Origin of the sequence: Microcoleus sp. (assembly GCF_041354475.1) — a bacterium.
Classification (GTDB): domain Bacteria; phylum Cyanobacteriota; class Cyanobacteriia; order Cyanobacteriales; family Microcoleaceae; genus Microcoleus.
Genome location: NZ_JBGJZU010000009.1, coordinates 89,755 through 113,870 on the forward strand (window position 1 = coordinate 89,755; position 24,116 = coordinate 113,870).

Genomic DNA, 24,116 nt, shown 5'->3' on the forward strand with positions numbered 1-24,116 from the left:
TGACCAAACCGCCTTGGCGACTGCTATATCTCGCAGCGACGCACCCTACGGATTAACTGCGGGGACTTCAAAAAATGTGAAACCTGTTATAAATCAATGGATCGCTTGAGCATTTCAGTGATGGCATTACTATCCAAAGGTTTAGAAAACCAATATCCCTGAGCTAGTTCGCATTCAAGTTCCCTAAGCTGTGCTAACTGTTCGGCTGTCTCAACACCTTCTGCGATCGCCTCCAGTCCCAAATTGTGAGCCAAAGTCACAATCGCCCGTACAATTTGTAAATGCTGACTCCCATCATTACCGTCTTCGCTAGTTCCCAAACGACTCACAAAAGAGCGATCGATCTTCAGGGTATCCAACGGAAAACGGTGCAAATAACTCAAAGACGAATAGCCCGTACCAAAATCGTCGATCGACAACCGAATATTTTTAGCTTTCAACTGAGAGAGTACAGTATTAGCTTTCTTCACATTTTCCACGATCGCGCTTTCAGTAATCTCCAATTTTAAACAACTTGGAGCGCAGCCTGTTTCTGCCAAAATTTCATCAATTTGATCCAACAAATTGGGCATACCTAACTGTTTTGGAGACAGATTAACACTCATTGTTAATTGCCAAGGGTCAATTATTGGTAATCGGTAATTAGGAATGGGGCATCGGGCATCGGGAATTGGGCATTGGGAATTGGGCATCGGGAATTGGGCATTAGTAGCCTTCTCTCCCCCTCTCCCCCTTCTTCCTTCTTCCTTCTTCCTTCTTCCTTCTTCCTTCTTCCCTCTTCCTTCTTCCTTCATTGACATTAACATTTCTTGCCACTGGCGCAATTGCCTGCAAGATTCCCGCAATACCCACGCTCCCAGAGGTACAATCAAGCCTGTTTCTTCAGCTACCGGAATAAAAGTAGACGGTGGCACTAGACCCCGAACCGGGTGCTGCCACCGTACTAAAGCTTCAAAACCCTCGATCGCACCAGTAACGATCGAAATAATCGGTTGATAGTTAACAATAAAATGGGAACTTTCGTCCTTATCTTTTCCTAATTCTTCCTTACCAAAAATCGCCAATCGCAGGTCTGTTTCTAACTGCAACAGTGACATAGTTTGGTCGTGCATCGCCAAATTAAACACCTCGTGGCGAGCCTTACCCAAAGCTTTAGCACGATACATCGCAATGTCGGCATCCCGCAGCAATTCTTCGGGATGGTGATACAAAGCACTCTGCTGACCGTTCAAATCTTCCTCTTCTAATGCTTCTACTTCGTCTCTACTAAAAACTATGCCAATGCTAGCGCTGGTGAATACTTCATGACCTTCCAGGTTAAAGGGTATGGTCAATTCTTTTTGTATTCTGTTAGCTGCTAGGGTGGCATCGCTGAGGTTTTGAATGCGGTCTAGGAGGATGGTAAATTCGTCTCCGCCAAGTCGGGCGACGGTATCAGTAACGCGCACGCAATTCTGAAGTCGCTGCGCCAGAGCGATTAACAGTTTGTCACCGAGAATGTGTCCTAGAGAATCATTAACTACTTTGAAGCGGTCTAAATCTAGGAATAGGACGGCAAATTTGTAATCGGGAGAATATTGAGAAAGCTGTATCGCTTGTGCGAGTCTATCGATAAATAAGAGGCGGTTTGGCAAACCTGTTAGTGCGTCGTGAAAGGCATCGTGCAGGAGTTGCTGTTCTACTCGTTTGCGTTCGGTGACGTCTCTGATAATAATTTGGGCGGCGGCTGAGCCTTGATAAGTAGCGGGTATACCTGCTACTTCCACATCGATGATGGTTCCATCTAGGCGCATCAATTTTTCTTCCGCCAGTTCGATCGGTCTATTTTCTTCCTCGACTTTCCGAATCCGCTCTCTGGCGATTTCTACATAGCTGGGATGGACGAAATGCAGCACCGGAAAGCCGATGAGCGCGGATGGAGAGCTAGCGCCGAGGAGTTTTGCGCCCGCTGCGTTGATATAGGCGATTTTACCTTGACAGTGAACGGCGATCGCTTCTGGAGAGAGTTCGACTAGACGGCGGTAGCGTTCTTCACTTTCTTGGAGAGATACTATCAACTCCGATCGCTCTTTTTCTGCTTCCTGGCGTTCTATTTCCATTCTGTGAGCCGCCAGAAATTTACCCAGGCTTTGAGCCATCAATTCTATAATTTCTCTTTCCTGGGATGCAAAATTTTTACGTCTGACTTCTCGTGAACAAAAACTCAAAGTACCATAGATTTTATTATTAACAAATATAGGTGTGCCGATGTAGGATTCCAGACCCAATTTTTGATAAATTGGATGGTCATCCTCATCCAGTAGTTCTCTGATGTGAGAACAGGCCATTGTTTTCTTGAACTTAATCACTGCGTCACAGTAAGTATCCTCTAGGTTTAATTCTAATCCCGGAGCTAAAAATTCTAATTCTGTCTTGGCAGACCTAATTATAAAAGATTGATTTTCCACTTTAGCAATGATGCCAATAGCCAGACCAAAAATCAAACAACCCGCGGTTAGATAATCATCAACCAGTTCTTGAAAATTTTGATAATTATAGGTGGTAATTCGATGTAAATGTTTGAGATTGGCACTAAAAGTAGCTAGATCTTGAGATTTTGAGTATAATTCTTCTTCGGCTTTTTGACGGTCTGTGACATCTGTTTGAACCCCAATAAAGTGGGTCAAGTGTCGTCGCGAGTTGTACACCGGAGCAATAGAAAGTTCGTTCCAAAAAGGCGTACCATCTTTCCGAAAGTTACGCAAAATAACTTGGCATTCTTTGCCTTCTTCAATAGATTTTTTGAGTTTTTTGACAGAGGCTGGATTAGTGCCTTGGCCCTGTAAGAATCGGCAATTTTTACCAATTAATTCCTCTCGGCTATAGCCTGTGATCCGCTCAAAACTGGGATTGACATAAATAATCGGATTGTCGGCAACTGTCGCATCGGCGATCGCAATGCCGTTGGTGGCACTCTCCATCGCCCTTTCCATCATTTGCAGGCGTTCTGACGATCGAATCCGCTCGATCGCCGCGGCTAACAGATTGGCGATCGCCTCCATAAAATAGACATCATCTTGGCTAAAAACCCGCTCTTGAGTGCTGTGAACCCCCAAAACACCCCAAACAGGAGATGTCGTATTGGGGACTTCAATGGATTCTCCCCAGTTCGTATTAGCCATACCGGGAGTGCCCGGAACCAGCAAGGTGACACCGCTGACAATTTGCTGGTTGTGCAGCATTGGCGATTCACTGAACCTGGTTTCTATCCGCAAATCTGCGACTATAGTTGGTTCCCCCACGGACAATGTATAGCCAGCTTGAGACCGTGGTGAAGCGGTGACAGTCGCACTACCAACGAGGCCGACAGACCAGCCAAAGCCCGATCGCAACAGGAAAGCATGACCTGAAGGCAATAGTTCCAAAAATTGACAATACTCTACATCCAAAGTTTGGGCAATCAACACTCCTGTTTTGTCCATTAGCGCCAACAAATCTGTTTCAGCCAGCGCCAGATGACCTAAGTAAGCGACAGCGACTTGCTGACGAGCGCGACAATGGATTGACGCCAGCAATTCCCGTTCTAGAGCTTCGGCTCGCTTTCGCTCCGTAATATCGCAGAACACTGACAAAACAGCTTTTTCCGAATACAAAGTCAGGTAGCGCATCGACACAGTTGCCCAAAATAATGTGCCGTCCGCCTTTTTCAGGCAGACTTCTGCCTCAGAGATGTGCTGATTGCGAGCTAGTGCCTCCAGTAGTTTCTGGCGGTCTGCGGGGTTATTGTAAAGTGTTTCGGCTTTTGGAGGCTCGATCGAATCTGTGCGTTTGATTCCGAAAGAAATAGCACACAAATCGTTGCAATAAAGAATGGTACTGTCGGCCAGACTGCTGATCGCCAAAGGGAGTGGCATCGACTCAGCGATCGCCAGCAATAATTCTTGAGTATCTTGCAGTGCTTCCCGGACTTCAGACTTAAAGTCACAACTCTGACAGTGTTCGGGAATCAAACTTTCCAGTTTTTGATTGACCCATTCTAATAATCTTTTTTGCACAAAACCTGACTCCTTTACCTCTTACCGAGGGCTATGAATTTTTGGTAGTTGGCGATTTTAGATGATCCCGGACGATCGGTACCGATCTCTAGCATTATCTGAATCCTGAAACAACCCCATCCTAAACCCTATAAATTATAACGTTTAGTTTTTTTTCCTTTTGAGGAATCGCTGTAAGTAAGTGAGGAATTTTTCACCCCACTTGCAGTTTAAACTAATCCACTGTTTTTGATTAGTTTAGCCCCAGAGTGATTTAACTTTAATAATTAGGTATCTTTTTTCACAAACAAACTAGCTCAAGCGATTGTTAAGTTATGGAGGGGAGACTGAGCTTATGTAGGAATAGGGCAACAAGTACCATAATATTATAGTATCATAAACCAGCCTAATTCATCGACTTTTGGTGAAAAAAAGTGACAATCCCATACCCTAAGTTTTTAAATTTGACTGGCGGGCAAGTTCGGTGAATATTTGTCTTTGGTATTGAACTCCACTTTTTTTACCCTTGCGTTAAGTTTTTATAGAGTGGGATACTTTGTCAAATCATGAGTACAAGCTCCTAGTTTTCAAAGTAAACTGAACTGCAAACAATCAACGAAGGACAGAAATGCTTGAATCTTACCGCCAACACGTAGCTTCACGGGCAGCCTTGGGAATTCCCCCACTGCCCCTAGATGCTCAGCAAACCTCCGAACTTTGCGAATTGCTCAAAAATCCGCCACCGGGCGAAGAAGAAACCTTAGTAGAATTATTGCGCGATCGCGTGCCACCCGGAGTAGACCAAGCAGCCTACGTCAAAGCAGGATTTTTGACCAGCATTGCCAAAGGAGAAATCCACAGCCCCCTCATCGCCCCCAAATGGGCAGTCTACCTGCTAGGGACAATGATGGGCGGCTACAACGTCCACTCCCTCATCGATTTACTCAATCCCACAGCCGAAACCGCTATTCCCGCCACCGCAGCCCGCGCCCTCAGCAAAACTCTGTTAGTATTTGATGCTTTCCACGATGTCCTGGCCCTGTCGGATGTCAATCCCTATGCTAAACAAGTCATCGACTCTTGGGTTAATGCCGAGTGGTTTACCAGTCGCCCCCAACTAGCCGAAGCCATCACCGTAACGGTGTTTAAAGTGCCGGGAGAGACGAATACCGACGATTTATCTCCTGCACCGCAGGCTACCACGCGGCCGGACATTCCGCTGCACGCTTTGGCCATGCTGGAAACTAAAATGCCCGGTGCTCTGCAAACCATTGCCGAATTGAAGCAAAAAGGTCATCCCGTCGCCTACGTGGGCGATGTTGTCGGCACCGGTTCCTCGCGGAAATCGGCGATTAATTCAGTCTTGTGGCATATTGGTAATGATATTCCATTTGTGCCAAACAAACGCAGTGGTGGCTATATTCTAGGAAGTGCGATCGCCCCGATTTTCTTCAATACCGCTGAAGATTCCGGTGCATTGCCGATCGAATGCGACGTCGCCAAAATGGAAACAGGCATGGTAATTACCATCCATCCCTACAAAGGCGAAATCACCAATGAAGCCGGAGAAATCATCTCCACATTCACCCTCAAACCAGACACAATACTAGACGAAGTTCGCGCCGGTGGCCGAATTCCCCTATTAATTGGACGCACCTTAACCGACAAAACCCGTGAAGCTTTAGGACTAGAAATCAGCACCATTTTTACCCGTCCTAACATTCCAGTAGACACCCACAAAGGCTTTACATTAGCGCAGAAAATGGTCGGCAAAGCTTGCGGTTTAGTTGGGGTGCGTCCCGGTACATCCTGCGAACCAGTAATGACCACAGTCGGTTCCCAAGATACCACCGGCCCGATGACACGGGACGAATTAAAAGAACTAGCTTGTTTAGGATTTAGCGCCGATTTGGTAATCCAAAGTTTTTGCCACACCGCCGCCTATCCCAAACCAGTTGATGTTAAAACTCACCATGAATTACCCGATTTCATGGCTCAACGAGGTGGAGTAGCTTTGCGTCCCGGAGACGGCATTATTCACTCCTGGCTAAACCGGATGTTATTGCCAGATACAGTAGGAACTGGTGGCGATTCTCACACTCGTTTTCCCTTGGGAATTTCCTTTCCGGCGGGTTCGGGATTGGTGGCCTTTGCTGCTGCCTTGGGCGTGATGCCTTTGGATATGCCGGAGTCGGTTTTAGTAAGGTTCAAAGGTGAATTGCAGCCGGGAGTAACCCTGCGGGATGTTGTGAATGCAATTCCCTATGTAGCAATTCAAAAAGGTTTGCTAACCGTCGAGAAACAGAACAAGAAAAACATCTTTTCTGGACGGATTATGGAGATTGAAGGTTTGCCAGATTTGAAGGTCGAGCAGGCTTTTGAATTGACTGATGCCACGGCCGAGCGTTCTTGTGCTGGATGCACGATTAAACTGAGCGTGGAGACTGTTTCTGAGTACATTCGTTCCAATGTGGCGCTGCTGAAAAATATGATGGCGCGGGGCTATGCAGATGCGCGGACGATGATGCGCCGGGTAGCGAAGATGGAGGAATGGCTGGCAAATCCGGTGTTGCTGGAGGCTGATGCTGATGCTGAATATGTCGAAATCATTGAAATTGATTTGAATGAGATTAAAGAGCCCATTGTGGCTGCTCCCAATGACCCCGATAATGTTAAGTTGTTAAGTGAGGTTGCGGGCGATCGGGTTGACGAAGTATTTGTCGGTTCTTGCATGACCAATATCGGTCACTACCGCGCCACCGCGAAAGTATTGGAAGGTGCTGGGGAAGTGAAAGCCCGCCTGTGGATTTGTCCCCCAACTCGCATGGACGAACAACAACTCAAAGAAGAAGGTTATTACAGCATTTTTGGAGCCGCTGGAGCTCGTACAGAAATGCCCGGTTGCAGTCTTTGCATGGGAAATCAAGCACGAGTTAAAGATGCCACAACGGTGTTTTCAACATCTACTCGCAACTTCAACAATCGCATGGGGAAAGACGCGCAAGTTTATCTGGGTTCCGCTGAACTAGCCGCAGTTTGTTCGCTGTTGGGTCGAATTCCCACAGTCCAAGAATACATGGAGATTGTGGCGAAGAAGATTAATCCTTTTGCTGACGATTTGTATCGGTATTTGAATTTCGATCAAATTGCTGGTTTTGAGGATGAAGGGCGAGTGATTGCTGTGGAAGATATGCCTCGGATTGAGGATATTTTGGGAATTCCCGAAGGCGTGTTGAGCAAGTAAGTAAATCAACCTAATTAAACGTAAAACTCTCGCTGTTAGATCCCCAACTTCTTTCAGAAGTCGGGGATCTGGGTATTACATTTTTTTATTTGGTATACTTATTGTCTAGCTGCTAAACTAAAAATTACATAAGACACTTGATATAGTATTAGCTAATACTAAAGAGCAGCAATGGGACAGAAATTGAAAATTATCGACTTATTTTGTGGTACGGGCGGTTTTTCAGCAGGATTTGAGGCGACAGGTGAATTTGAGGTAAAAGCTGGTATTGACATTCTCCGAGATCGACTGAGGACATTTAAAGCAAATCACAAAGATGTCTGTGCGATCGAGGGAGATATCAGACAATGGTCACCTAATAAGTTTTGCAAAACTACTGGACTTACCCCTGGGGATGTTGATGTAGTTATAGGAGGCCCACCATGTCAGGGTTTTTCGTCAGTACGTCCATTTCGTAGTCTGAATGTTGATGATCCTCGGAATACACTGTTTGAGTCATTTGCATTATTGGTTCAGTTCTATCAGCCAACTTTTTTCGTCATGGAAAATGTGGTTGGCTTAATCAGCCACAAGAACGGACAGACAATTAAACAAATTGTCGAACTATTTGAAGCTATTGGATATTCCACAGATTGGCGAGTGCTCAATGCAGTCCACTATGGTCTACCTCAAAGGAGAGAAAGGGTAGTTATTATCGGCCGTTTTGGAAATAACAATAAGGTGAAGTTTCCCGAAATTACTCACTATTTTGAAGGTCGCAGTATGGCTCCTCTCAGTCATCCGAAAGTATTACGCACCTATCCGTTAATGCAATATATCCTTGCACCAGCGGTTACAGTTATGGAGGCAATTCACGACCTGCCGGAGGTGAGTGCTGGAGAAAAAGACACTCACTATCGATGTGATATTTCTCCTACTCAATATGAATTGGAACGGCGTAAAACTGAGAAAGTGCTTGCACTACACGAAGCCACCGCTCACACTGAAAAAATGTTAAAGGTGATTAAATATGCAGGCTCAAATATTTTTGCCTTGCCTCCCGGAGCGGTAAGTAGTGGCTTTAGTACCTCATATAGCCGAATAGAACCCGATGAACCTTCTGTTACTGTAACTGTCAACTTTGTACACCCTGGTTCAAATAAATGTATTCACCCGTATCAAGACCGAGCTCTTACTCCCAGGGAAGGAGCCAGACTTCAAGGATTTGATGATGACTACATATTTATAGGCAACCGTGGTCAGATAGTTAAACAAATTGGTAATGCTGTTCCGCCACTTTTGAGTCGTGCAATTGCTACAGCATTGCTGGCACAGTTGTAATTAGAGGTATGCCAAGTCAAAGCTAGTTGAAATAAACATATCTCTTGTACGGACATAGTGCTTGGTCAAAATACACTAGACTCATTTGGCGCAGTGCTTCAGTTTTAATCACAGCCGTCTTTCCACTATCACCTGCTGTGTTGCTTAACGAGAAGTCAATATCAGAAAGCCTTCCACATCGAACTTCCCAAATTGAAACTATGTCACCGCGATGAGACCGATCGAAACCGCTTACAGTCACTAATACATAACGAAAGGTGAAGTATATTCCTGATTTTGCCAGATGTCCTTTCGGAATGTTGGTTTCGAGAGCTACCTTGATCTCTATTCCAGATTCAAAATTACTATTAACAGATACCAAATCGGGAAACTTGTGGGAACCATTGCGAACAAACTGTCCGCCCGAATGAAGAGCTACTCCAGCACCTAGTAAGTTACCAAAAATAGAAGATAAATTTGCTAGTTCAACTGTACCGCCGGCGAGACGCTCCAAACCGCCTTCAAGCAAACTAGAATCTATCGAATCTATCACCGTATACGCATGGAAAATTGCATGGCATAGCATTTCGGGAGTCAGACCGATAGAATTTAGTGCATCAGTGTTTCTGCAACATGGCAGCATTTCATTTGGAGAGAGGCGTGACAGGCTAGTAGTCTGAGGTCTAGACTCAGAGACAAGATGTGGTTCTATTAAGCCAGTAATTGTGACACCAAGAGCCAAAGCTAAGGCAGACAACGTACTAATTGTGACATTTAGTTCCCCAGCTTCTACCTTCTGAATGTGGCGGGGGTTCAACCCAGCCCGATCGGCAAGTTGTTCTTGGGTTAAACCTTGCTCCCTCCGCAGAACACGTACTCTAGTCGCGAGGGCCTGCAAAAGGTTATCAGGAGGGGTTAGTGAGTCATCATTGTTCATTCCGCCATATTATTAGCAGCTTAATTTTATCACCACGCCATGAAAGGCGTGTTTGCTCGTTCCCAGGCTCTGGCCTGGGAATGCTTTCCCAGAGGCTCTGCCTCCTGTTTTTGTCCCCAAGCGAGGCAGAGCCTCTGGATCTCGGTTCCCAGGCCAGAGCCTGGGAACCAGTTAGAACCAGATTTGATATATCACTCGCGAGGGAAATCTAAAATCCAAAATGGATTGACACGGGCCCCCCTATGTGGCTACGCTTTTGAGTGAGAGGTTGCTTTGCTTGTAGAGAAGGCAGCCCGCGTCGTCGCCCGAAAATCTAGTTGCACTCCCTCCGCTTCGCTTCGCCCAAAGCTGCGACAACAGCAATGGACAGCTAACCGCCAAACTGGGACAAGCAGTCTGGAGGCTCCGAGAATCTTAACATTCTCTGTAGCCGCCCTGCTATGTGTTGAAATGCGGGGCGGCTGGGTTTTTGGGTTTTTCTAGAAAACCCAAAACCAGGAGAAAATAATATGTCACAGGAATTTTTGCCTGATGATCGCGAATCTGAGTGCCCAAATGACGAATCAGCAGCAGTATCGGAACAGGATGTGGTGCTGTTAACTGTTGTCGGTTCGCCCCAGGGTGTGAGGGAAACGATACTCACTTTGTACCGACTGGGTTTTGCGGAAGTGGGGGATTGGAGTCCCGTACAGCGTGCAGCTAATCCTAAGCAAGTGATGAGCGTGCTGATTCGCCGTCGGAAGCTCAAAGCGTAGGTGTTGGCTGGTTTTGCTCGTTCCCAGGCTTGATTGCTCGTTCCCAGGCTCTGGCCTGGGAATGCCTTCCATGAGGCTCTGCCTCCTATTTTTGTCCCAAGCGAGGCAGAGCCTCTGGATCTCGGTTCCCAGGCTTGAGCCTGGGAACCAGTTAAACCAGTAGTCTCTTGACAAGACAATGCGGTTGCATTACCATAGATTTGAACCGCCAGATTTAGAGGTTGCTATGGCTGCAATACTAGCCCTATACTCAGAGTCTACTCTGACCGATCGCTATCAGACTACAGTTCCTGAGCCAGTTCGCAAAGCCCTTGGCTTGAATAAGCGTGATAAAATCTGCTATACGATCGACTCTGACGGTCAAGTAGTCATTTCTCGTGCTAACCCGACAGAAAGCGATCCGATACTTGGACTGTTTCTGAATTTTCTGGCACGAGATATGAAACAGAATCCTCACCACTTACAAGCAATTAGCTCTGATTTAGTAAGTCGTGTTCAGTCCTTAGTTTCTGAAATTGATCTTGAGCTTGATGCACCACTCTCGGATGAGGATGAATAAGTTTGTCTGTAAATCAGCCGCTGGTGATTAATGGGTGGAATATATTTGCCCATCCTCTCTTCCTCAACCAGTTTGAAGAACTTCTGACGCAAGTTGAACATTTGCGTCAAAAGTATCCTCAAGACTACAAGCATAAAAATGCCGCAAAGCGTCTAGCTGCCATAGCAAAGCTGGCATTTGATGTTATTCCTCAAGATCCAACACGTAGTGATTATCGTCAGGGTGATACGCTCGGAGATGATTATAAGCACTGGTTTAGAGCTAAATTTTTTCAGCAGTACCGACTGTTTTTCCGATATCATCAAGAGGGTAAAATTATTGTTTTCGCCTGGGTGAATGATGAGAACTCTAAGCGAGCTTATGACAGTAAGACATACGCTTATCGAACTTTCAAAAAAATGCTTGAAAGTGGCATCCCTCCAGACAATTGGGATGACTTACTCAAAGATGCCAAAGGTGAAACTAATCGTTTAGATCAAGCAGTCCAAGCAGAAATTTAACTGTAAAAATAAAATAGTTTGCTGGTTCCCAGGCTAGAGCCTGGGAATGCCTTCTATGAGGCTCTGCCTCCTGTTTTTGTCCGCAAGCGAGGCAGAGCCTCTGGATCTCGGTTCCCAGGCTCTAGCCTGGGAACCAGTTAAAGGTTAATAAACCCAGATTTGGTATATCACTCGCGAGGGATGGAAGAAATGGCTGCGATCGCGCAAGTTCGTTCTATCCCTCGATATATTGCCCTGTAAGGGTTTCAACAATTTCGATGGTATGCTCGGAGGTGGTTTGCAGGTACAAATTTGCTATCCCTCGCAAATGGCCTCTGGACACCTTGCGGTGTATTGGGTGTATAATGCAGGGGTCCCCACTCGTTGGGGAAACTAATTGAATGGAAACTTGCAGCAATGAAATTTTTAAAGTTCATGATAGATAGATTCCAGAGTCCCCACTCGTTGGGGAAACTAATTGAATGGAAACTTTTGCGAACGAACGATGCAATACTTACCAATGAAAATGTCCCCACTCGTTGGGGAAACTAATTGAATGGAAACTTGGCTTCTAAAAGATTAAGAATTTGAAATCTTTCGGCAACGTGTCCCCACTCGTTGGGGAAACTAATTGAATGGAAACTCGTTCTCGTCTGTTTTGGCGTAATACCAGAATGGAGTCCCCACTCGTTGGGGAAACTAATTGAATGGAAACTTAGCAATTGTGAACTCTGTTCTTGCTAATTCAACGCCATTTTGTCGTTGAGCCGAGGCGGGTTTATTACATTGTTTGTTTCCGACATAAATGGTTAGAAAAAGCCGCCCCTACGATCGCACGTAGGGGCACTTTTTTCTCACAATATTTGCCAAAGCCTCTCAACATGGTTAATCAACAGCACATAATATAGATAAGAGAAAGGAGAAAAGTAATTATGTCCGAACAAGTTTTAAGCAGCGAAACCCAAGGAACCGTAACCTCCGCGCCCGAACTTCCTATGGCTGAAGGGAAAGAGATCGATCGCCCGTTAAGCGAGCCCATCGCCGAATTTCTCCGCATAATTCAGCAAACTCCCAGAGAATATTGGCCAAACTTACTTCAGATGATGCGATTACTTCTGGAAACGGTGACAGTAAAGCCCATATTGTCCGAGCTGGCCCCCACACCTGAGAAAATAGATATGACTAAACTGTCGCTGGAGGAACGGATAAAAAGAAATCAAGGTGCAATTGATTTAATCAATTCATGGGTGGAGGAGGGAGATGAACAGGAACAAACTGAAACTTGGGAATATCTCCGTAAAGTTTTAGATGAAGACCGTCTTTCTAATCGGCCATTATTCCCATGAGTAGAGTAATATTTCTGGACTCTGGCCCATTAGGAATGGTGACCAACCCTAAAACATCCTCTACTGAAGTTCAAGAATGCAAAGTTCGGCTAAACTCTTTAATGCGGAGAGGCGAAATAATAATTCTGCCTGAAATTGCTGATTACGAAGTGCGACGCGAGTTAATCCGTGCAGGTAAGTCAGCAGGTATTCAAAGACTTGATGAATTGAAATTACAACTGACATACCGTCCTTTGACTACAGAAGTAATGCTTTTGGCCGCTCAGTTATGGGCTGACGCGAGAATGAGAGGAAGACCAACCGCAGAAGCCAATGCACTTGATGGGGATGTGATTTTGGCGGCTCAAGCAATATTGGAAGCAAATAAAGGGCATGAGGTGATAATTGCCACCACAAATGTGGGTCATTTGTCTCAATTTGTTGATGCTCGTGAATGGCGGTTAATTGAGTAGTATTTAATGCGATCGCACTTACTCTCTCCCTGCTATACTTTCAACTACAAATATTCACAGCAGATACCGTTGGCGACACCAACAGCAGGGCGAAAACAATGGAAACAGTCGAAACAATGGAAACAATAGATACTCGCACCCAAACCCGCTACTGGGGCAAAGTTACAGTCATCGACGCTGGCGAGCGTTATAAAATCAATCGCATTGAGCTCAAGCCTGGCCACCACATCAGTACCCAAATGCACTATCACCGCAGCGAACATTGGGTTGTTGTCTCCGGTACCGCTAAAGTTATCTGCGATGATAAAGAAACTATTTTGATGCAAAAACAGTCAACCTACGTTCCCATGAATGCTGCTCACCGTGTGGAAAACCCTGGCGTGATTCCCCTGGTGATGATTGAAATTCAAAATGGCGAATATCTCGGCGACGATGACATCATTCGTTTTCCCCAAGATACTCACGAAGAAGATTAATCCTTGACAATTAAAAGTGTAGGGGCAGTTTCTGAACTACCCCTACATTTTTATATTAAAGTTGTTAAGCACGATCGTCTGATATCACAATAGGCGATCGCCCTAGGGCAGTGCAGCATTCTTCAACTCTACATTGGCCATATTTGCATTTCTGAGGTTAGCACCTGTCAAGTCGGAACCCACCAAATTTGCACCAGTCAAATTTGCACCGGTCAAATTTGCATCCCGTAGGTTGACTCCCACCATATCCATTCCGAACAAACTCCCACCTTTGAGAGTGACATTGGCTAGATTCAACAATGACTGACGAACATTTTTGAGGTTTGCGCCAGTCAAATTAGCACTTTCCAAATTAGCTCCGATTAGATTCGAGCTGCTGAGATTGGCATTCTTCAAATTCGCAATCACTAAACCAGCCAAATTCAGATTAGCACGGCTCAAGTCAGCTTGCTCCAAATTCGCACCGTGCATCCTCGTAGCGATTAAGCTCGCACCGGCTAGTTTGGCATTTTTGAGATTGGCTTGATTCAGCTTGGCTTCATTGAGATTCGTTCCCCTCAAATTCGCCCCACTCAAATTCGCCCCACTCAAATCTGCACCGCTGAGATCTATACCAGAAAGTTGCGCTCCTGTCAAGTCACAACCGGAACAAATTTTGGTTTCTAGTAACTGCTTGACTTCTGCGGGATTTTCGGCTTTCACTGGAGAGGCAAAACCGATCGCAATTAGTAACCCTGTAGCTGCCAAAATCTCAAACTTCATATACCCGCTCCCACCAAATCTCTACTTACAAATTTAGTTTATTTTTGAAGGATCTTGAGCGATCGACATCTGGATATAGTGTGATTATTATCACTGTGTTGTGTACCCCAAAAATGCTATAATTTTAGATGTTTTAACAAAGTTAAAATTTGTTAAAAATTATTGCTTTTTCAGGAACCAAAACGGAAAAGCTTGCGTCGGTTCTAAGCTAACACCTGTAATATTTTTTTGAGCAAAAGTATAATCTTTATCCTGCCAGAGGGGGATGAAAGGTACATCTCTACCTAGTATGTCTTGAAGTTCAGCAAAAATGGCGTTGCGGATTTGTGGGTTTGGTTCTTGGCGCTGTTTGGCGATCAGTTGATTCACGCGATCGTTATAATAAAACGAACCCTGACCCTGGCTAGCACCCTTGGAACAGCCGCCAGCAACCGAACCTTCGGCACAATCTAAAAATGGCTGTATATAGTTATCGGCATCGAAAAAGTCGGCGTACCAATCCACTAACACCGCAGGATAAATTCCCTTCTCAATATTTTGAAATAAAGTGGGAGATTCCACACTATTAACTTCTATCTGTAGAATTCCCTCCATCTTGAGTTTAGCTATGGCCTTGATGGTACTCGCCACTAAACCTCTTTTTGCGGAAGATGAAGGATACCAGATTTGCAATACTAAAGGATTTGCTGCTGAGTATCCCGCTTTAGTCAATAATTCCTTGGCTTTTACCATGTTGGCATCGCCGTAGAGCTCTTTGAAAACGGGTTTTTGAACGTCAAAGGTTGTGGGAATCAGACTGTACAGTGGCTGTGCTTGTCCACGGAGTACGCGATCGTTAATTAGTGGGCGATCGATCGTAGCTGCGATCGCCTGTCTCACATATATATTATCCAGGGGTTTAGACTGGATATTCAGCGTCATATAACTGACGGTACTACTCTCGGCCTCGAATTCCTGCCATTTCCCTTTTTTTGCTCCCTCATCCAAACTGCGAACTTGATCTGCATCCAGAGATAAATAAGCAACATCGATCGCACCCGTGCGAAAAGTATTAAACAAATTGGCGGAACTAGAAAGCAGCAACAAATCTATACCTTTATTTTGGGGTTTTTCTCCCCAATATTTATCAAATACATCTATTTTGAGAGAATCGGTGCCATACTTGGCTAGCTTGTAGCGTCCGGTTCCCACAAATGTATCTGGTTTAAATTTACCGTCGCCAATTTCGTAAGCTTTCGGAGAAATGGCACAAGTACCAGCAAAGGTTAGCATGGCCGGAAAAGCCGCAAAAGGCTTTTTTAATTTAACAGTTAACTCATATTCGCCCGTCGCTGTCACTGATTCTACAGCATCACCTAACAGGAAAGCTGGACGGCCACCATTTTTGATAAACCGCTGTAAAGAAAACTCCATTGCTGCGGCATTGAAGGGTGTATCATCATGAAAAATCACCCCTTGACGCAGAGGAATTATATAGGTTAATCCATCGGGGCTGATTTTGGGCATGGCTGTGGCTAAATCCGGGATTAACTTTGTAGTTCCCGACTCATAGGTGTAGAGAGTATCGCCCAAGTTGCGCAACAATTGTGCTGAGATCACTTCGTAGGCGTCCCCAGGGTCGATCGTCCGCAGTTTCAAGGTTGTGCCAATCGTAATCCGATCTTTTTGAGTATTGTCAGCGCCAGAGTTAACCGATGGATTTGTCGGCTGTCGGCAGCTTATAATTAAACAGCAGCAAAGACTCAACAGCGCTAGAACTTTAATCACCGAAGGTCTGATAAATATTTTTAGCGGCCACCTAGCTGTTCCCATTGTCATTTTACGCAATAATTCCCCAGTACGTATCATTAATCCAGAATCCAAAATCTAAAATTGCCCGATGCCCGATGCCCCATTCCCGATTCCCAAATATCAAATTCCTTTGAGTAAAGTGCGCCAATCTCGACAGCGTTTGAGATAAATGCGAGCCACCCGATCGCTAGGGTTGTTCCGCAAACACTCTTCAAACAATTTTCCCGCTTCTCGAAACTCCTTGCGATCGCACAATAACATAGCTTCATTATATATGGGCAAATTTTCTAGCTTTGCCAATCTCACCTCCTCTGGTTCGGCATCAAATACTTCATAAACTGTTACAAATTGAGATTTTCCTTTGACCTGTACCTTATCGACGATGCGAACAGCATAATCAGCCGGATTTCGCAACTTCTCAAAAGTGGCATGAGAAATTAACAGCGGTACGCCGTAATCTTTAGTCAATCCTTCAATCCGAGAGGCCAAATTAACCGCATCACTAATCACAGTGCTATCCATCCGACTTTTGCCACCAACTGTCCCCAACATCAAAGAACCTGTGTTAATGCCAATCCCAATTTGAATGGGGATGTATCCCACATTTTGACGGTGTTTGTTGTAGTCTTTGAGAATATTTAACATAGCAATACCAGCCTTGACAGCATCATCGGCACAGTCGCTAAATAGAGCCATAATTGCATCACCTATATATTTGTCGATGAACCCATTATTTCTAGCAATAGCCGGCTCCATCCGCGACAAATAAGCATTGATAAAATTAAAATTTTCTTGGGGTGTCATGGTCTCAGAAAGTGTTGTAAAATCCCGGATATCCGCAAATAAAACCGACATTTCTTGCTGTGTTTGATCTCCCAAATTAACTTCGATAATGCTTTCATATCCCAGTAAATTTAGAAATTGATGGGGAACAAACCGCCCATAGGCATCAGTTAATTCTGACTCGGCATCTAGGGAGGCTTCCAGACTTTGATTGAGGAGAGAGAGTTCATTAATAAACTTATGGCGATCGCTTTCTGCTTGTTTACGTTCTGTAATATCTTGAAAAACTGCGATCGCAAAAGCCACACTACCATCCTCGTCAAAAATTGGTGTTCCCCAAATCTCGATCGGAATTATATTGTCGTGTAGATGAACTTCCATATCCTCAGCCGTGGAAGTTTCGCCCTTCAAAGCTCGGACGATGGGCAAATTTTCGCTCGGATAAATAGTATCAGTACCCGCGAGATAAATTTGATAAACTTCCGACAAATTATCAACGGTATTTAATGGTAAAACCCCTTTGCCGAGCAACTGCTTTCCCGCACGATTAACATAGCAAGGTTGGCCTTCAAAATCAAGAACTACCACTCCGATGGGAATAGCTTCCAGAAACTGAGCCAGCCGCTTTTCTGCTTCGCGCACTGCTTGCAACGCCCGATAGCGTAACTCGCTTGTCAGATTATCAGAGTGGGCGGCACTGGTTTCTAACAAAATTTCCAGATCCGCTTTTTCCTCTTTCAAATCTTCCACTTGCTGGCGCAATTTTTCGAGTTCCAAAACTAGCTCTTCTCTCGATGGTTGTTCTTCTAACATAACCCTAGAACTTGCGCCTTTACCAACAGAAAATTGCATCATCATTCCGAATCCCAAAGGCTCTGGCAGTTCCTACACTAATTCCACCACTAAAGCAGGCATTAGACGTTGCAAATTCTTCAAAGATTTACCTTGCCAAGCGACAGATTTAGAGCCTTGTACCGCCATTTGCACCCCAGGTTTTTTTCGCATCTCAATGATGAACTTCGACAGCATACTGATCCCCGAACTGTTCAAAAATTCTAACTGCTGCAAATTCAGAATAATTTTTTCCGTTTGCGTATCGGCTACATCGCCGAGCAACTGGGTAATCGGCTGGTATTCTTCGGGCCCGCTTAGTCGCAGGGAGCCGGAAAAACTCACCGTGGCTGTCTCTCGATCGTAGCAGATGTGGTATTTTTCTGTCTTAATTTCCATTGTGGCGAAAAAAGTTGCTTAAGTTGGATAATTGATGCCCGATGGGCTTATAATCTTAGTTGTACCATCGTGGTGACGGCAATGACTTCCGGGTCCTGTTGAACCGTCTCGAACTTCCAGCCCATCTTGGCGCTGTAGTCGTTGAGCATAGTCAGCAAGCCTAACCCTGAAGCGGTACAGTTCTCATCAGCAGCATTTTTTTCTAACTGCTCAATATACATCTCGCTGGGGTCGCAAAGCATCAATTTCTGAATGTAACCCTGAAAATTGTCAACAGCAGAAGCCGGAATGCTGTTAGCCACGGAGAAAATTAGCCCGTCCTCCTCCAATTGCAGTTTAATATCGATCGGGTAATGGGAATTTTCATCGTTAAACTTCATCGCATTTTCCAATAACTCATTAGCAATATAGCTAACGGCACTTTTCACCTCCGCTTGTCTTGTCAGTGCTGAGCCATCCTCTTGAGTCCCCGGAAAAAAAGTCGTCAAGTAGTCCGCGAGGAAATCAGCCGATAAACCATTATTCCGCCATCGTTGCTTCAGGGGAATAGAACTAGGGGAAAATCCAATGATTAAATATTCTTGGCTGGGAGTCGGCTCAATGAAATTACCGAATATCTGATTCATGTTGATTAGTCTGTGGTCTGTTAGTCTTAGTTATTTGTGAGGAGTTATTTGTGATTATGTAGTGTTGATTTACAGGCGGTTATTTATGAATTTTGGGTTTTCATAACTAATCTATCCTAACCAATAACTGATAACCCAGTATTATTTTTGTTTGAGAATCAGCAATGTGATATCATCAAAGATTTTTTGTTCGCCGATGTGCGATCGCACATCGTCAATGACAGCGTACCTGATTTCTGATGCCGTTCGTTGCCAATTTATTTGTATGACATCAATTAACCGCTCTAAACCGTAAAGCATCTTATCCATATTTTCAGCTTCCGTAATCCCATCAGTGTACAGCACTACCACATCTCCTTTATATAACTGCACCATTTTTTCAGCAACAAATTCAGCAATATCTACATCGAGACCGATGGGGAAACCCAAATCGATAGTATCAAATCGCTCTACAGAACCATTAGAACGCACCACAATCATTTCTTCGTGCTGACCGCTCAATTTCAGCATTCCTTCCTCATAGTCTAGCAAAGCCAAGGTAGCATTCTTGTCAGATTTCATCCGTTGCACATTATCGTAAATAGCCCGATTAATAGCACTTAAAAATCGAACAGGGTCTGGTTCATTGTAAGCTAGCAAAGTTCGCACAGCCGTTTGAACCATAATCATTAAAACACCACTCTCTAAGCCATGTCCAGTGACATCGCCGATACCAATCTTTACTCTACCATCTTGCTGAAGTACATCATAATAATCGCCTCCTACTTCATCGGCAGATTCCATAAATCCTGCAATATCTAGACCGATAACTTCCTTAAGTTCTCGGTCTTTCGGCAACAGCATTTGCTGAATTTTGCGAGTCACATCTAATTCGGCACTCATCCGCACATTTTCGGCTTTGAGGCGATAGTTTAAAACAGTAATTTCTTGGTTCGCATAAACCAATGCCTCAGCAATTTTGTTAAATGACCTCACAACTTGCCCCAATTCATCTTTATTATCCAAATTAATTTTGTAGTCAAGATTCCCTCTTGCCATTTTTTTGGAAGCTTCATCCAGTACCAAGACAGTTTCCATCACCGACTGATAAAAAGATACAAATACATAAAATACTATGGAGAGACTCAAAAAAACAACTATTGTAATTGTTCGCTTTTTGTTCATAAGATGTTCAATACGATTATGTAGTAAGACATCTAATTCGTCTAGGGTTTTATCCCACAGATCAAAACTTAATTCTAGCACTCTTTCAGTTGAGTCAATATAGGCATAATACTGAACAGTTTCCGATGGATAGTTTAGTTTATCTAGACTTTTAGATAATTGATATATAAGAAAAATAAAGCTTTGCACATCATTATTTAATTTGAGCTTTAAATTGTGTTGTGGATTGTTTATAAACGCAACATTCATGTTAAACTCTAAAGCCTCACTTAATTCTCTTAATTTTACAGAAAGAGCAATATATTGGGTTCTATCATCTTGTGTAGCATTTGACTTCTGGCTGGTTTTTTCAGAAATCCTTCTGATTTCTGAAAGATTTTTTTGAATTTCGGGCAGTTTCAATAAAGTAGCATCCATTAAGTAATAAGTGTCTAAGTCGGGATCTAATATTAAATTAGAACTATCCCCAACATCAGCAGCCAATTTATTAATATTTGCTAATAATGTTTGATATAAAAAATCATAGGTTTCTAAGCTCCACTGGTGGCGACGCAGTTTAAAATTTTGCCAAGTAAGATAAGTTTGATTCATTTTTTCTGAAGATTTCAATAAACTTCCGATCCTGCTATCAGTATTGGCAAGATTTTGAAATTTAGAGTCTATTGTTGCTTCTAGTTCTGCCCTGAACTCTGGTCGGCTTAAATTTGTGTTTAAAGGCTGATAATCTAAAAGTTGAAGTTGCGGTATGTGTTGTCTCAATTGTCGCAGGGGGCGCAGGTATTCATTGCCGTAAATTTCTTTTTGAGCAAAATTTACCTGGCTATTAATTTCGGAAATCAGCAGGTATATGACCAATGTTAAGGGCAGGGCAAAGAGAAAGCCAATTAGGATAAATTTTTGGGGATAGCTCAGACGATTCATTAAATGGATACCGAAGGATTTTTGGTTCATATGTGACACAATCCACAAATATTTTACTCAATTAGTAGCAAAAGCTACTAATTTTTTTGGATCATTCCTGAAAAAATCAGTTTTGACGCACCATCAGAAGTTTGGCGAGGATTAATATACTTATTTCCTGAAACTCTACTCTAGAGACAGAATAAGACGATACTTACATCGCTGCACTTGTAATGTTAGTTCTTGACAAAGGAACCAACACTAACATTAGCAGTGTCTACATAAGTATTGTTAGTGTTGTGTTCAGCAGCGATCGCGCCGCAGTCTGAAGTGAGGTGGAGGGCTTGTAATGAAACGAATTTCCGAAAATAACTCTCAAGACAGTCAAAACCAAGCCCAAAAGCAGCCCAGGCCTTTAGTCTTGGCTTTGGTGTTAACAGGAATTCTGGCATTGGAAATGTATCCGAGTCTGGTAGATACCGCTGCTGCTAATGCTGGGGCGCTGAAACATTCCTTAACCAAGTTGGAAAGCCAACAACAGCCAAGCATCAAGGAATTTGTGCCCACACCTGTTCTGGAAAACATCAGCTATTCGGAATTTGTAGGGAATAATTTAACTTCCGAATTAGACAATTTGGCTCAAGGATCGCCCCAAAACCCCCCAAGCCAATTGCCCGCTTCCATCGTTGAGGCTGTTCGAGTGGACTTGTCGCGCCAAACTGGTATTGCTGCTGGAGGGTTACGAGTGACTGAATCGACGCGCCAAACTTGGCCGAATACTTGTTTGGGAATCTCGACAACTAATGAGTTGTGCGGCCAAATGATTGTGAAAGGTTGGCGGGTTGTGGTTTCTGATGGCCGCCAAATTTGGGTTTATCGCACCGATGCTAGGGGAAAGGTGTTGCGTTTGGAACCGAAAAATTGATGTGTAGCTGTCGCCAAGTTGCTATAAATCAATTTATAAGACTTATGCAAAAAACCCGGTTTCTTCCAAAAATCGTCGATTTTTTCGACAAATATTCACGCAGGGTTTCGACTCCGCGGTTCCTGAGCGTAGTCGAAGGGCAACCACCTGGGGTTTTTGGTCCCCCAGGCGTCTAGGACTGAATTTAAATTTTTGGGTGGGGCGGGCTTCTAGCCTGCCTTTGATGTTGCTTGTTTTTCGATGAGTCCGCCACCAAGAAGCAAGTCCCCTTCGTACCAAACGGCGGCTTGTCCGGGGGTGATGCTCAACTGCGGTTCGTCAAAAATTAACTTGACTCTTGTACCGCGAGTATTTTCTGCTTCCTGGGAGGATTCTAGGGGAATTACTGTGGCGGGGACTGGGTGCGATCGATACCGAATCTGTACTTCGGCTCGAATGGGAGCTGTTGGCTGTGCTACAGAAACCCAATTCACTTGCTGGACATAACACTCGGATTCTACTGCTAAGAGTCGATCGCCCACAATCACCCGATTTCTGGCAGCATCCAATTCGACCACGTACAGGGGTTCAGGTGCTGCAATACCCAGTCCCTTGCGTTGGCCGATGGTATAGTGGTGTATCCCGTCGTGCTGTCCGAGCACTCGGCCATCCTTGTGCACAATATCACCCTTTTGCGGAGCAATGTATTTATCCAGAAATGCCCGCATGGAACCGTTACTTTCCACCAAACACAAATCCTGACTTTCCGGCTTATCAGCAGTTGTCAAGCCAAACTCCGCGGCTATTCTGCGAGTTTCGGTCTTGGTAATTTCCCCCAAAGGAAACACCGTACCTGCGAGAAAATCTTGTGTCAAATCGTACAAGAAATAGGACTGGTCTTTGCCGGGGTCGATCGCCCGACGCAACTGATAGCGACCTGTCAGAGTATCATGAGTAATCCGAGCGTAGTGACCTGTAGCAATTTTGTCAATTCCGAGTTCTTGGCGAGCATACTTGAGCATCGGGCCGAACTTCACAGTTTTATTGCACTGGGAACAAGGCAAAGGCGTAATTCCAGCACTGTAACCATCCACCAAAAAATCCACAATACTTGCTTGAAAAACCTCGCGGCTGTCAACTATGTGGTGAGGAACGCCCAACTGTTCGCAAATTTTAGCTGCATCGACCATTCCCTCAGAGCAACACTGGCCTTTACCTTTCATCAGCCACAGGGTTAAACCCACCACTTCATATCCCTGATGGTGTAGAATTGCGGCTGCTGCGGAACTATCGACCCCGCCGGAGAGGCCTACAACAATCTTGTTCATGGTTCGGAGAAAACTGGCTATTTTACTGGAACTTCGTTCGATCGAGCTAATTTATTATAGTACAAAAATACTACAAGTTGCTACTGTTGCTGTTCTTTGAAATTTTAACATTCCTTTGACACTCAAGCGGTCTAAAGACACGCTCGATTCTGCAGACAGAATAGACATAGGCAACGCCCAAAGTCTAACTCTCGCTACGGTCGTCAAACACCGTCTATTCAGTCGGTCAAGGCTTACACCTAGCTTACTGACTACTTTTCTCAGAATATTAGCAGAACCATTTAAGTCTGCATTCACCACAGTTCCATCGGCTGACTGATACAATCCACGTTTAAAAGGAAAACCTTAACTGATTCCCAACAAGTTTAGGCTGTAAACCTCCCGAATTAGGATAAGCTACTTTGAACAACTTAGCGCCCGTAAGATATCCTGGTGGCTTGGGCTTAAAATGCAGTTGACCTTTGATATACAAATCTCTTAATTCTTTAAAAGATTTGAAGGCTTCTGTGACCGACATCAATGTTTGCTGCATTGGCGTTGATGGCAATGATTTAGCAACCATTGACTTGGAAATTGATGGTTCAAAGGACAAGTCAAATTTGCCAATCAGCAATTTCCCGGTCTTGAAAAAAGTTTGACGAGCTAAATAAACACCACTGTTGTACAGCTTGCCAGATTGCTGGCAGAGATACTCTAACAATGCTTTGACTTCTTTAGTGGGAGACAGCAATACTTGCTGGACTCCCATGGTTTTTTTAGCTTTAGCCACCTCTATTTCCTTAAAGACTGTTGATTTGTCTAGCTTAAACGAATATAGTGGATATCTCAAGTCGTATCAACAAAATACTTATGCTGCCATTAGCTGAGTAGATGTACCTGCGTTGGTGGTTAAGTCGTTCAAAGGTCGCTCCAGTCGTTATTTGCCAGAGGAGTTTCCGCAAGTGACATACTCCCACATCAAATCTGAGTACAGATTATGATGTGGGCTTCTTAACAGCCCGATGAAGGGTATGTAAGATTTCCTTGATGGTACTGTTATCCATAGAACCAACTATGGAAAGATTCCCA

The 24,116-nt window shown here is 44.3% G+C and carries 19 protein-coding genes and 1 CRISPR repeat array; of the genes, 9 read left to right on the forward strand and 10 right to left on the reverse strand.

Translation table 11 applies throughout. The annotated features are described in order from the left end of the window. Nucleotides 1–86: 86 nt before the first annotated feature. Nucleotides 87–4,034 (reverse strand): EAL domain-containing protein, encoded by a 3,948-nt coding sequence (locus tag ACBR23_RS05710; protein ID WP_371118827.1) that lies wholly within the window; start codon nucleotides 4,032–4,034, stop codon nucleotides 87–89. 607 nt (nucleotides 4,035–4,641) lie between these two features. Between ACBR23_RS05710 and acnB the strand changes: the two genes are divergently transcribed. Together acnB and ACBR23_RS05720 are read left to right on the forward strand one after the other, a co-directional pair. Beyond that, nucleotides 4,642–7,257 carry a bifunctional aconitate hydratase 2/2-methylisocitrate dehydratase gene (gene acnB / locus ACBR23_RS05715; RefSeq protein WP_371118826.1) on the forward strand — a complete coding sequence of 872 codons (2,616 nt, stop codon included), beginning with the start codon at nucleotides 4,642–4,644 and terminating at the stop codon, nucleotides 7,255–7,257. Nucleotides 7,258–7,428: 171 nt separating this feature from the next. After that, the gene (locus tag ACBR23_RS05720; RefSeq protein WP_341738988.1) at nucleotides 7,429–8,577 is read left to right on the forward strand and encodes a DNA cytosine methyltransferase; all 1,149 of its coding nucleotides are present in this window, start codon (nucleotides 7,429–7,431) and stop codon (nucleotides 8,575–8,577) included. Nucleotides 8,578–8,599: 22 nt separating this feature from the next. Here the strand turns inward: ACBR23_RS05720 and ACBR23_RS05725 are convergent, their stop codons facing one another. Beyond that, complete coding sequence (locus ACBR23_RS05725) at nucleotides 8,600–9,493, reverse strand: helix-turn-helix domain-containing protein (protein WP_371118825.1); 894 nt, start codon at nucleotides 9,491–9,493, stop codon at nucleotides 8,600–8,602. A gap of 509 nt (nucleotides 9,494–10,002) precedes the next feature. On the opposite strand from ACBR23_RS05725, the gene ACBR23_RS05730 reads away from it, so the two are divergent. The 6 genes from ACBR23_RS05730 (at nucleotide 10,003) to ACBR23_RS05755 (ending at nucleotide 13,560) form a co-directional block, all read left to right on the forward strand. After that, complete coding sequence (locus tag ACBR23_RS05730) at nucleotides 10,003–10,248, forward strand: hypothetical protein (protein WP_371118824.1); 246 nt, start codon at nucleotides 10,003–10,005, stop codon at nucleotides 10,246–10,248. 226 nt (nucleotides 10,249–10,474) lie between these two features. Beyond that, nucleotides 10,475–10,807: a type II toxin-antitoxin system PrlF family antitoxin gene (locus ACBR23_RS05735; RefSeq protein WP_371118823.1), complete on the forward strand. Its 333-nt coding sequence runs from the start codon at nucleotides 10,475–10,477 to the stop codon at nucleotides 10,805–10,807. A gap of 2 nt (nucleotides 10,808–10,809) precedes the next feature. Further along, nucleotides 10,810–11,307: a type II toxin-antitoxin system YhaV family toxin gene (locus tag ACBR23_RS05740; RefSeq protein ID WP_371118822.1), complete on the forward strand. Its 498-nt coding sequence runs from the start codon at nucleotides 10,810–10,812 to the stop codon at nucleotides 11,305–11,307. Between the two features lie 352 nt (nucleotides 11,308–11,659). Continuing rightward, a CRISPR array of direct repeats spans nucleotides 11,660–12,003; the repeat unit is 38 nt; unit sequence GTCCCCACTCGTTGGGGAAACTAATTGAATGGAAACTT. Nucleotides 12,004–12,218: 215 nt separating this feature from the next. Then, on the forward strand, nucleotides 12,219–12,632 hold the full coding sequence (locus ACBR23_RS05745) for a hypothetical protein (RefSeq protein ID WP_371118821.1): 414 nt from the start codon (nucleotides 12,219–12,221) through the stop codon (nucleotides 12,630–12,632). 35 nt (nucleotides 12,633–12,667) lie between these two features. After that, on the forward strand, nucleotides 12,668–13,084 hold the full coding sequence (locus tag ACBR23_RS05750) for a nucleic acid-binding protein (protein WP_371118820.1): 417 nt from the start codon (nucleotides 12,668–12,670) through the stop codon (nucleotides 13,082–13,084). A 98-nt stretch (nucleotides 13,085–13,182) separates the two neighbouring features. After that, nucleotides 13,183–13,560 carry a cupin domain-containing protein gene (locus tag ACBR23_RS05755; RefSeq protein WP_371117426.1) on the forward strand — a complete coding sequence of 126 codons (378 nt, stop codon included), beginning with the start codon at nucleotides 13,183–13,185 and terminating at the stop codon, nucleotides 13,558–13,560. Between the two features lie 102 nt (nucleotides 13,561–13,662). Here the strand turns inward: ACBR23_RS05755 and ACBR23_RS05760 are convergent, their stop codons facing one another. The 6 genes from ACBR23_RS05760 to ACBR23_RS05785 all read right to left on the reverse strand — a co-directional run bounded on the left by ACBR23_RS05760 (nucleotide 13,663) and on the right by ACBR23_RS05785 (nucleotide 20,867). After that, a complete protein-coding gene (locus tag ACBR23_RS05760) occupies nucleotides 13,663–14,322 on the reverse strand; it encodes a pentapeptide repeat-containing protein (RefSeq protein ID WP_371117407.1) in 660 nt (219 codons plus the stop codon). A gap of 159 nt (nucleotides 14,323–14,481) precedes the next feature. Beyond that, the gene (locus ACBR23_RS05765) at nucleotides 14,482–16,134 is read right to left on the reverse strand and encodes an ABC transporter substrate-binding protein (RefSeq protein WP_371117425.1); all 1,653 of its coding nucleotides are present in this window, start codon (nucleotides 16,132–16,134) and stop codon (nucleotides 14,482–14,484) included. A 99-nt stretch (nucleotides 16,135–16,233) separates the two neighbouring features. Further along, nucleotides 16,234–17,709 (reverse strand): adenylate/guanylate cyclase domain-containing protein, encoded by a 1,476-nt coding sequence (locus tag ACBR23_RS05770; protein ID WP_371124789.1) that lies wholly within the window; start codon nucleotides 17,707–17,709, stop codon nucleotides 16,234–16,236. A gap of 72 nt (nucleotides 17,710–17,781) precedes the next feature. Next, a complete protein-coding gene (locus ACBR23_RS05775; protein ID WP_341738998.1) occupies nucleotides 17,782–18,126 on the reverse strand; it encodes an STAS domain-containing protein in 345 nt (114 codons plus the stop codon). A gap of 47 nt (nucleotides 18,127–18,173) precedes the next feature. Further along, entirely contained in the window at nucleotides 18,174–18,752 is a 579-nt protein-coding gene (locus tag ACBR23_RS05780) for a DUF6272 family protein (protein ID WP_371118819.1), read from the reverse strand. Between the two features lie 141 nt (nucleotides 18,753–18,893). After that, nucleotides 18,894–20,867, reverse strand: a complete 1,974-nt coding sequence (locus ACBR23_RS05785) for a SpoIIE family protein phosphatase (protein ID WP_371120910.1) — start codon at nucleotides 20,865–20,867, stop codon at nucleotides 18,894–18,896. A gap of 298 nt (nucleotides 20,868–21,165) precedes the next feature. On the opposite strand from ACBR23_RS05785, the gene ACBR23_RS05790 reads away from it, so the two are divergent. After that, on the forward strand, nucleotides 21,166–21,741 hold the full coding sequence (locus ACBR23_RS05790) for a hypothetical protein (RefSeq protein ID WP_341739001.1): 576 nt from the start codon (nucleotides 21,166–21,168) through the stop codon (nucleotides 21,739–21,741). A 209-nt stretch (nucleotides 21,742–21,950) separates the two neighbouring features. On the opposite strand, the gene mnmA is transcribed toward ACBR23_RS05790, so the two are convergent. Together mnmA and ACBR23_RS05800 are read right to left on the reverse strand one after the other, a co-directional pair. Then, a complete protein-coding gene (gene mnmA, locus ACBR23_RS05795) occupies nucleotides 21,951–23,048 on the reverse strand; it encodes a tRNA 2-thiouridine(34) synthase MnmA (protein WP_371118236.1) in 1,098 nt (365 codons plus the stop codon). 331 nt (nucleotides 23,049–23,379) lie between these two features. Beyond that, nucleotides 23,380–23,817, reverse strand: a complete 438-nt coding sequence (locus tag ACBR23_RS05800; RefSeq protein ID WP_371118817.1) for a hypothetical protein — start codon at nucleotides 23,815–23,817, stop codon at nucleotides 23,380–23,382. Nucleotides 23,818–24,116: the final 299 nt, after the last annotated feature.

What these genes read in the sequence shown, in the direction of transcription:
- ACBR23_RS05720 (WP_341738988.1), top strand. Translation starts at nt 7,429, where the DNA reads ATGGGACAGAAATTGAAAATTATCGACTTATTTTGTGGTACGGGCGGT.
- acnB (WP_371118826.1), top strand. Translation starts at nt 4,642, where the DNA reads ATGCTTGAATCTTACCGCCAACACGTAGCTTCACGGGCAGCCTTGGGA.
- ACBR23_RS05750 (WP_371118820.1), top strand. Translation starts at nt 12,668, where the DNA reads ATGGTGACCAACCCTAAAACATCCTCTACTGAAGTTCAAGAATGCAAA.
- ACBR23_RS05725 (WP_371118825.1), bottom strand. Translation starts at nt 9,493, where the DNA reads ATGAACAATGATGACTCACTAACCCCTCCTGATAACCTTTTGCAGGCC.
- ACBR23_RS05735 (WP_371118823.1), top strand. Translation starts at nt 10,475, where the DNA reads ATGGCTGCAATACTAGCCCTATACTCAGAGTCTACTCTGACCGATCGC.
- ACBR23_RS05730 (WP_371118824.1), top strand. Translation starts at nt 10,003, where the DNA reads ATGTCACAGGAATTTTTGCCTGATGATCGCGAATCTGAGTGCCCAAAT.
- mnmA (WP_371118236.1), bottom strand. Translation starts at nt 23,048, where the DNA reads ATGAACAAGATTGTTGTAGGCCTCTCCGGCGGGGTCGATAGTTCCGCA.
- ACBR23_RS05770 (WP_371124789.1), bottom strand. Translation starts at nt 17,709, where the DNA reads ATGTTAGAAGAACAACCATCGAGAGAAGAGCTAGTTTTGGAACTCGAA.
- ACBR23_RS05790 (WP_341739001.1), top strand. Translation starts at nt 21,166, where the DNA reads ATGAAACGAATTTCCGAAAATAACTCTCAAGACAGTCAAAACCAAGCC.
- ACBR23_RS05745 (WP_371118821.1), top strand. Translation starts at nt 12,219, where the DNA reads ATGTCCGAACAAGTTTTAAGCAGCGAAACCCAAGGAACCGTAACCTCC.
- ACBR23_RS05775 (WP_341738998.1), bottom strand. Translation starts at nt 18,126, where the DNA reads ATGGAAATTAAGACAGAAAAATACCACATCTGCTACGATCGAGAGACA.
- ACBR23_RS05760 (WP_371117407.1), bottom strand. Translation starts at nt 14,322, where the DNA reads ATGAAGTTTGAGATTTTGGCAGCTACAGGGTTACTAATTGCGATCGGT.
- ACBR23_RS05780 (WP_371118819.1), bottom strand. Translation starts at nt 18,752, where the DNA reads ATGAATCAGATATTCGGTAATTTCATTGAGCCGACTCCCAGCCAAGAA.
- ACBR23_RS05785 (WP_371120910.1), bottom strand. Translation starts at nt 20,867, where the DNA reads ATGAACCAAAAATCCTTCGGTATCCATTTAATGAATCGTCTGAGCTAT.
- ACBR23_RS05765 (WP_371117425.1), bottom strand. Translation starts at nt 16,134, where the DNA reads ATGGGAACAGCTAGGTGGCCGCTAAAAATATTTATCAGACCTTCGGTG.
- ACBR23_RS05755 (WP_371117426.1), top strand. Translation starts at nt 13,183, where the DNA reads ATGGAAACAGTCGAAACAATGGAAACAATAGATACTCGCACCCAAACC.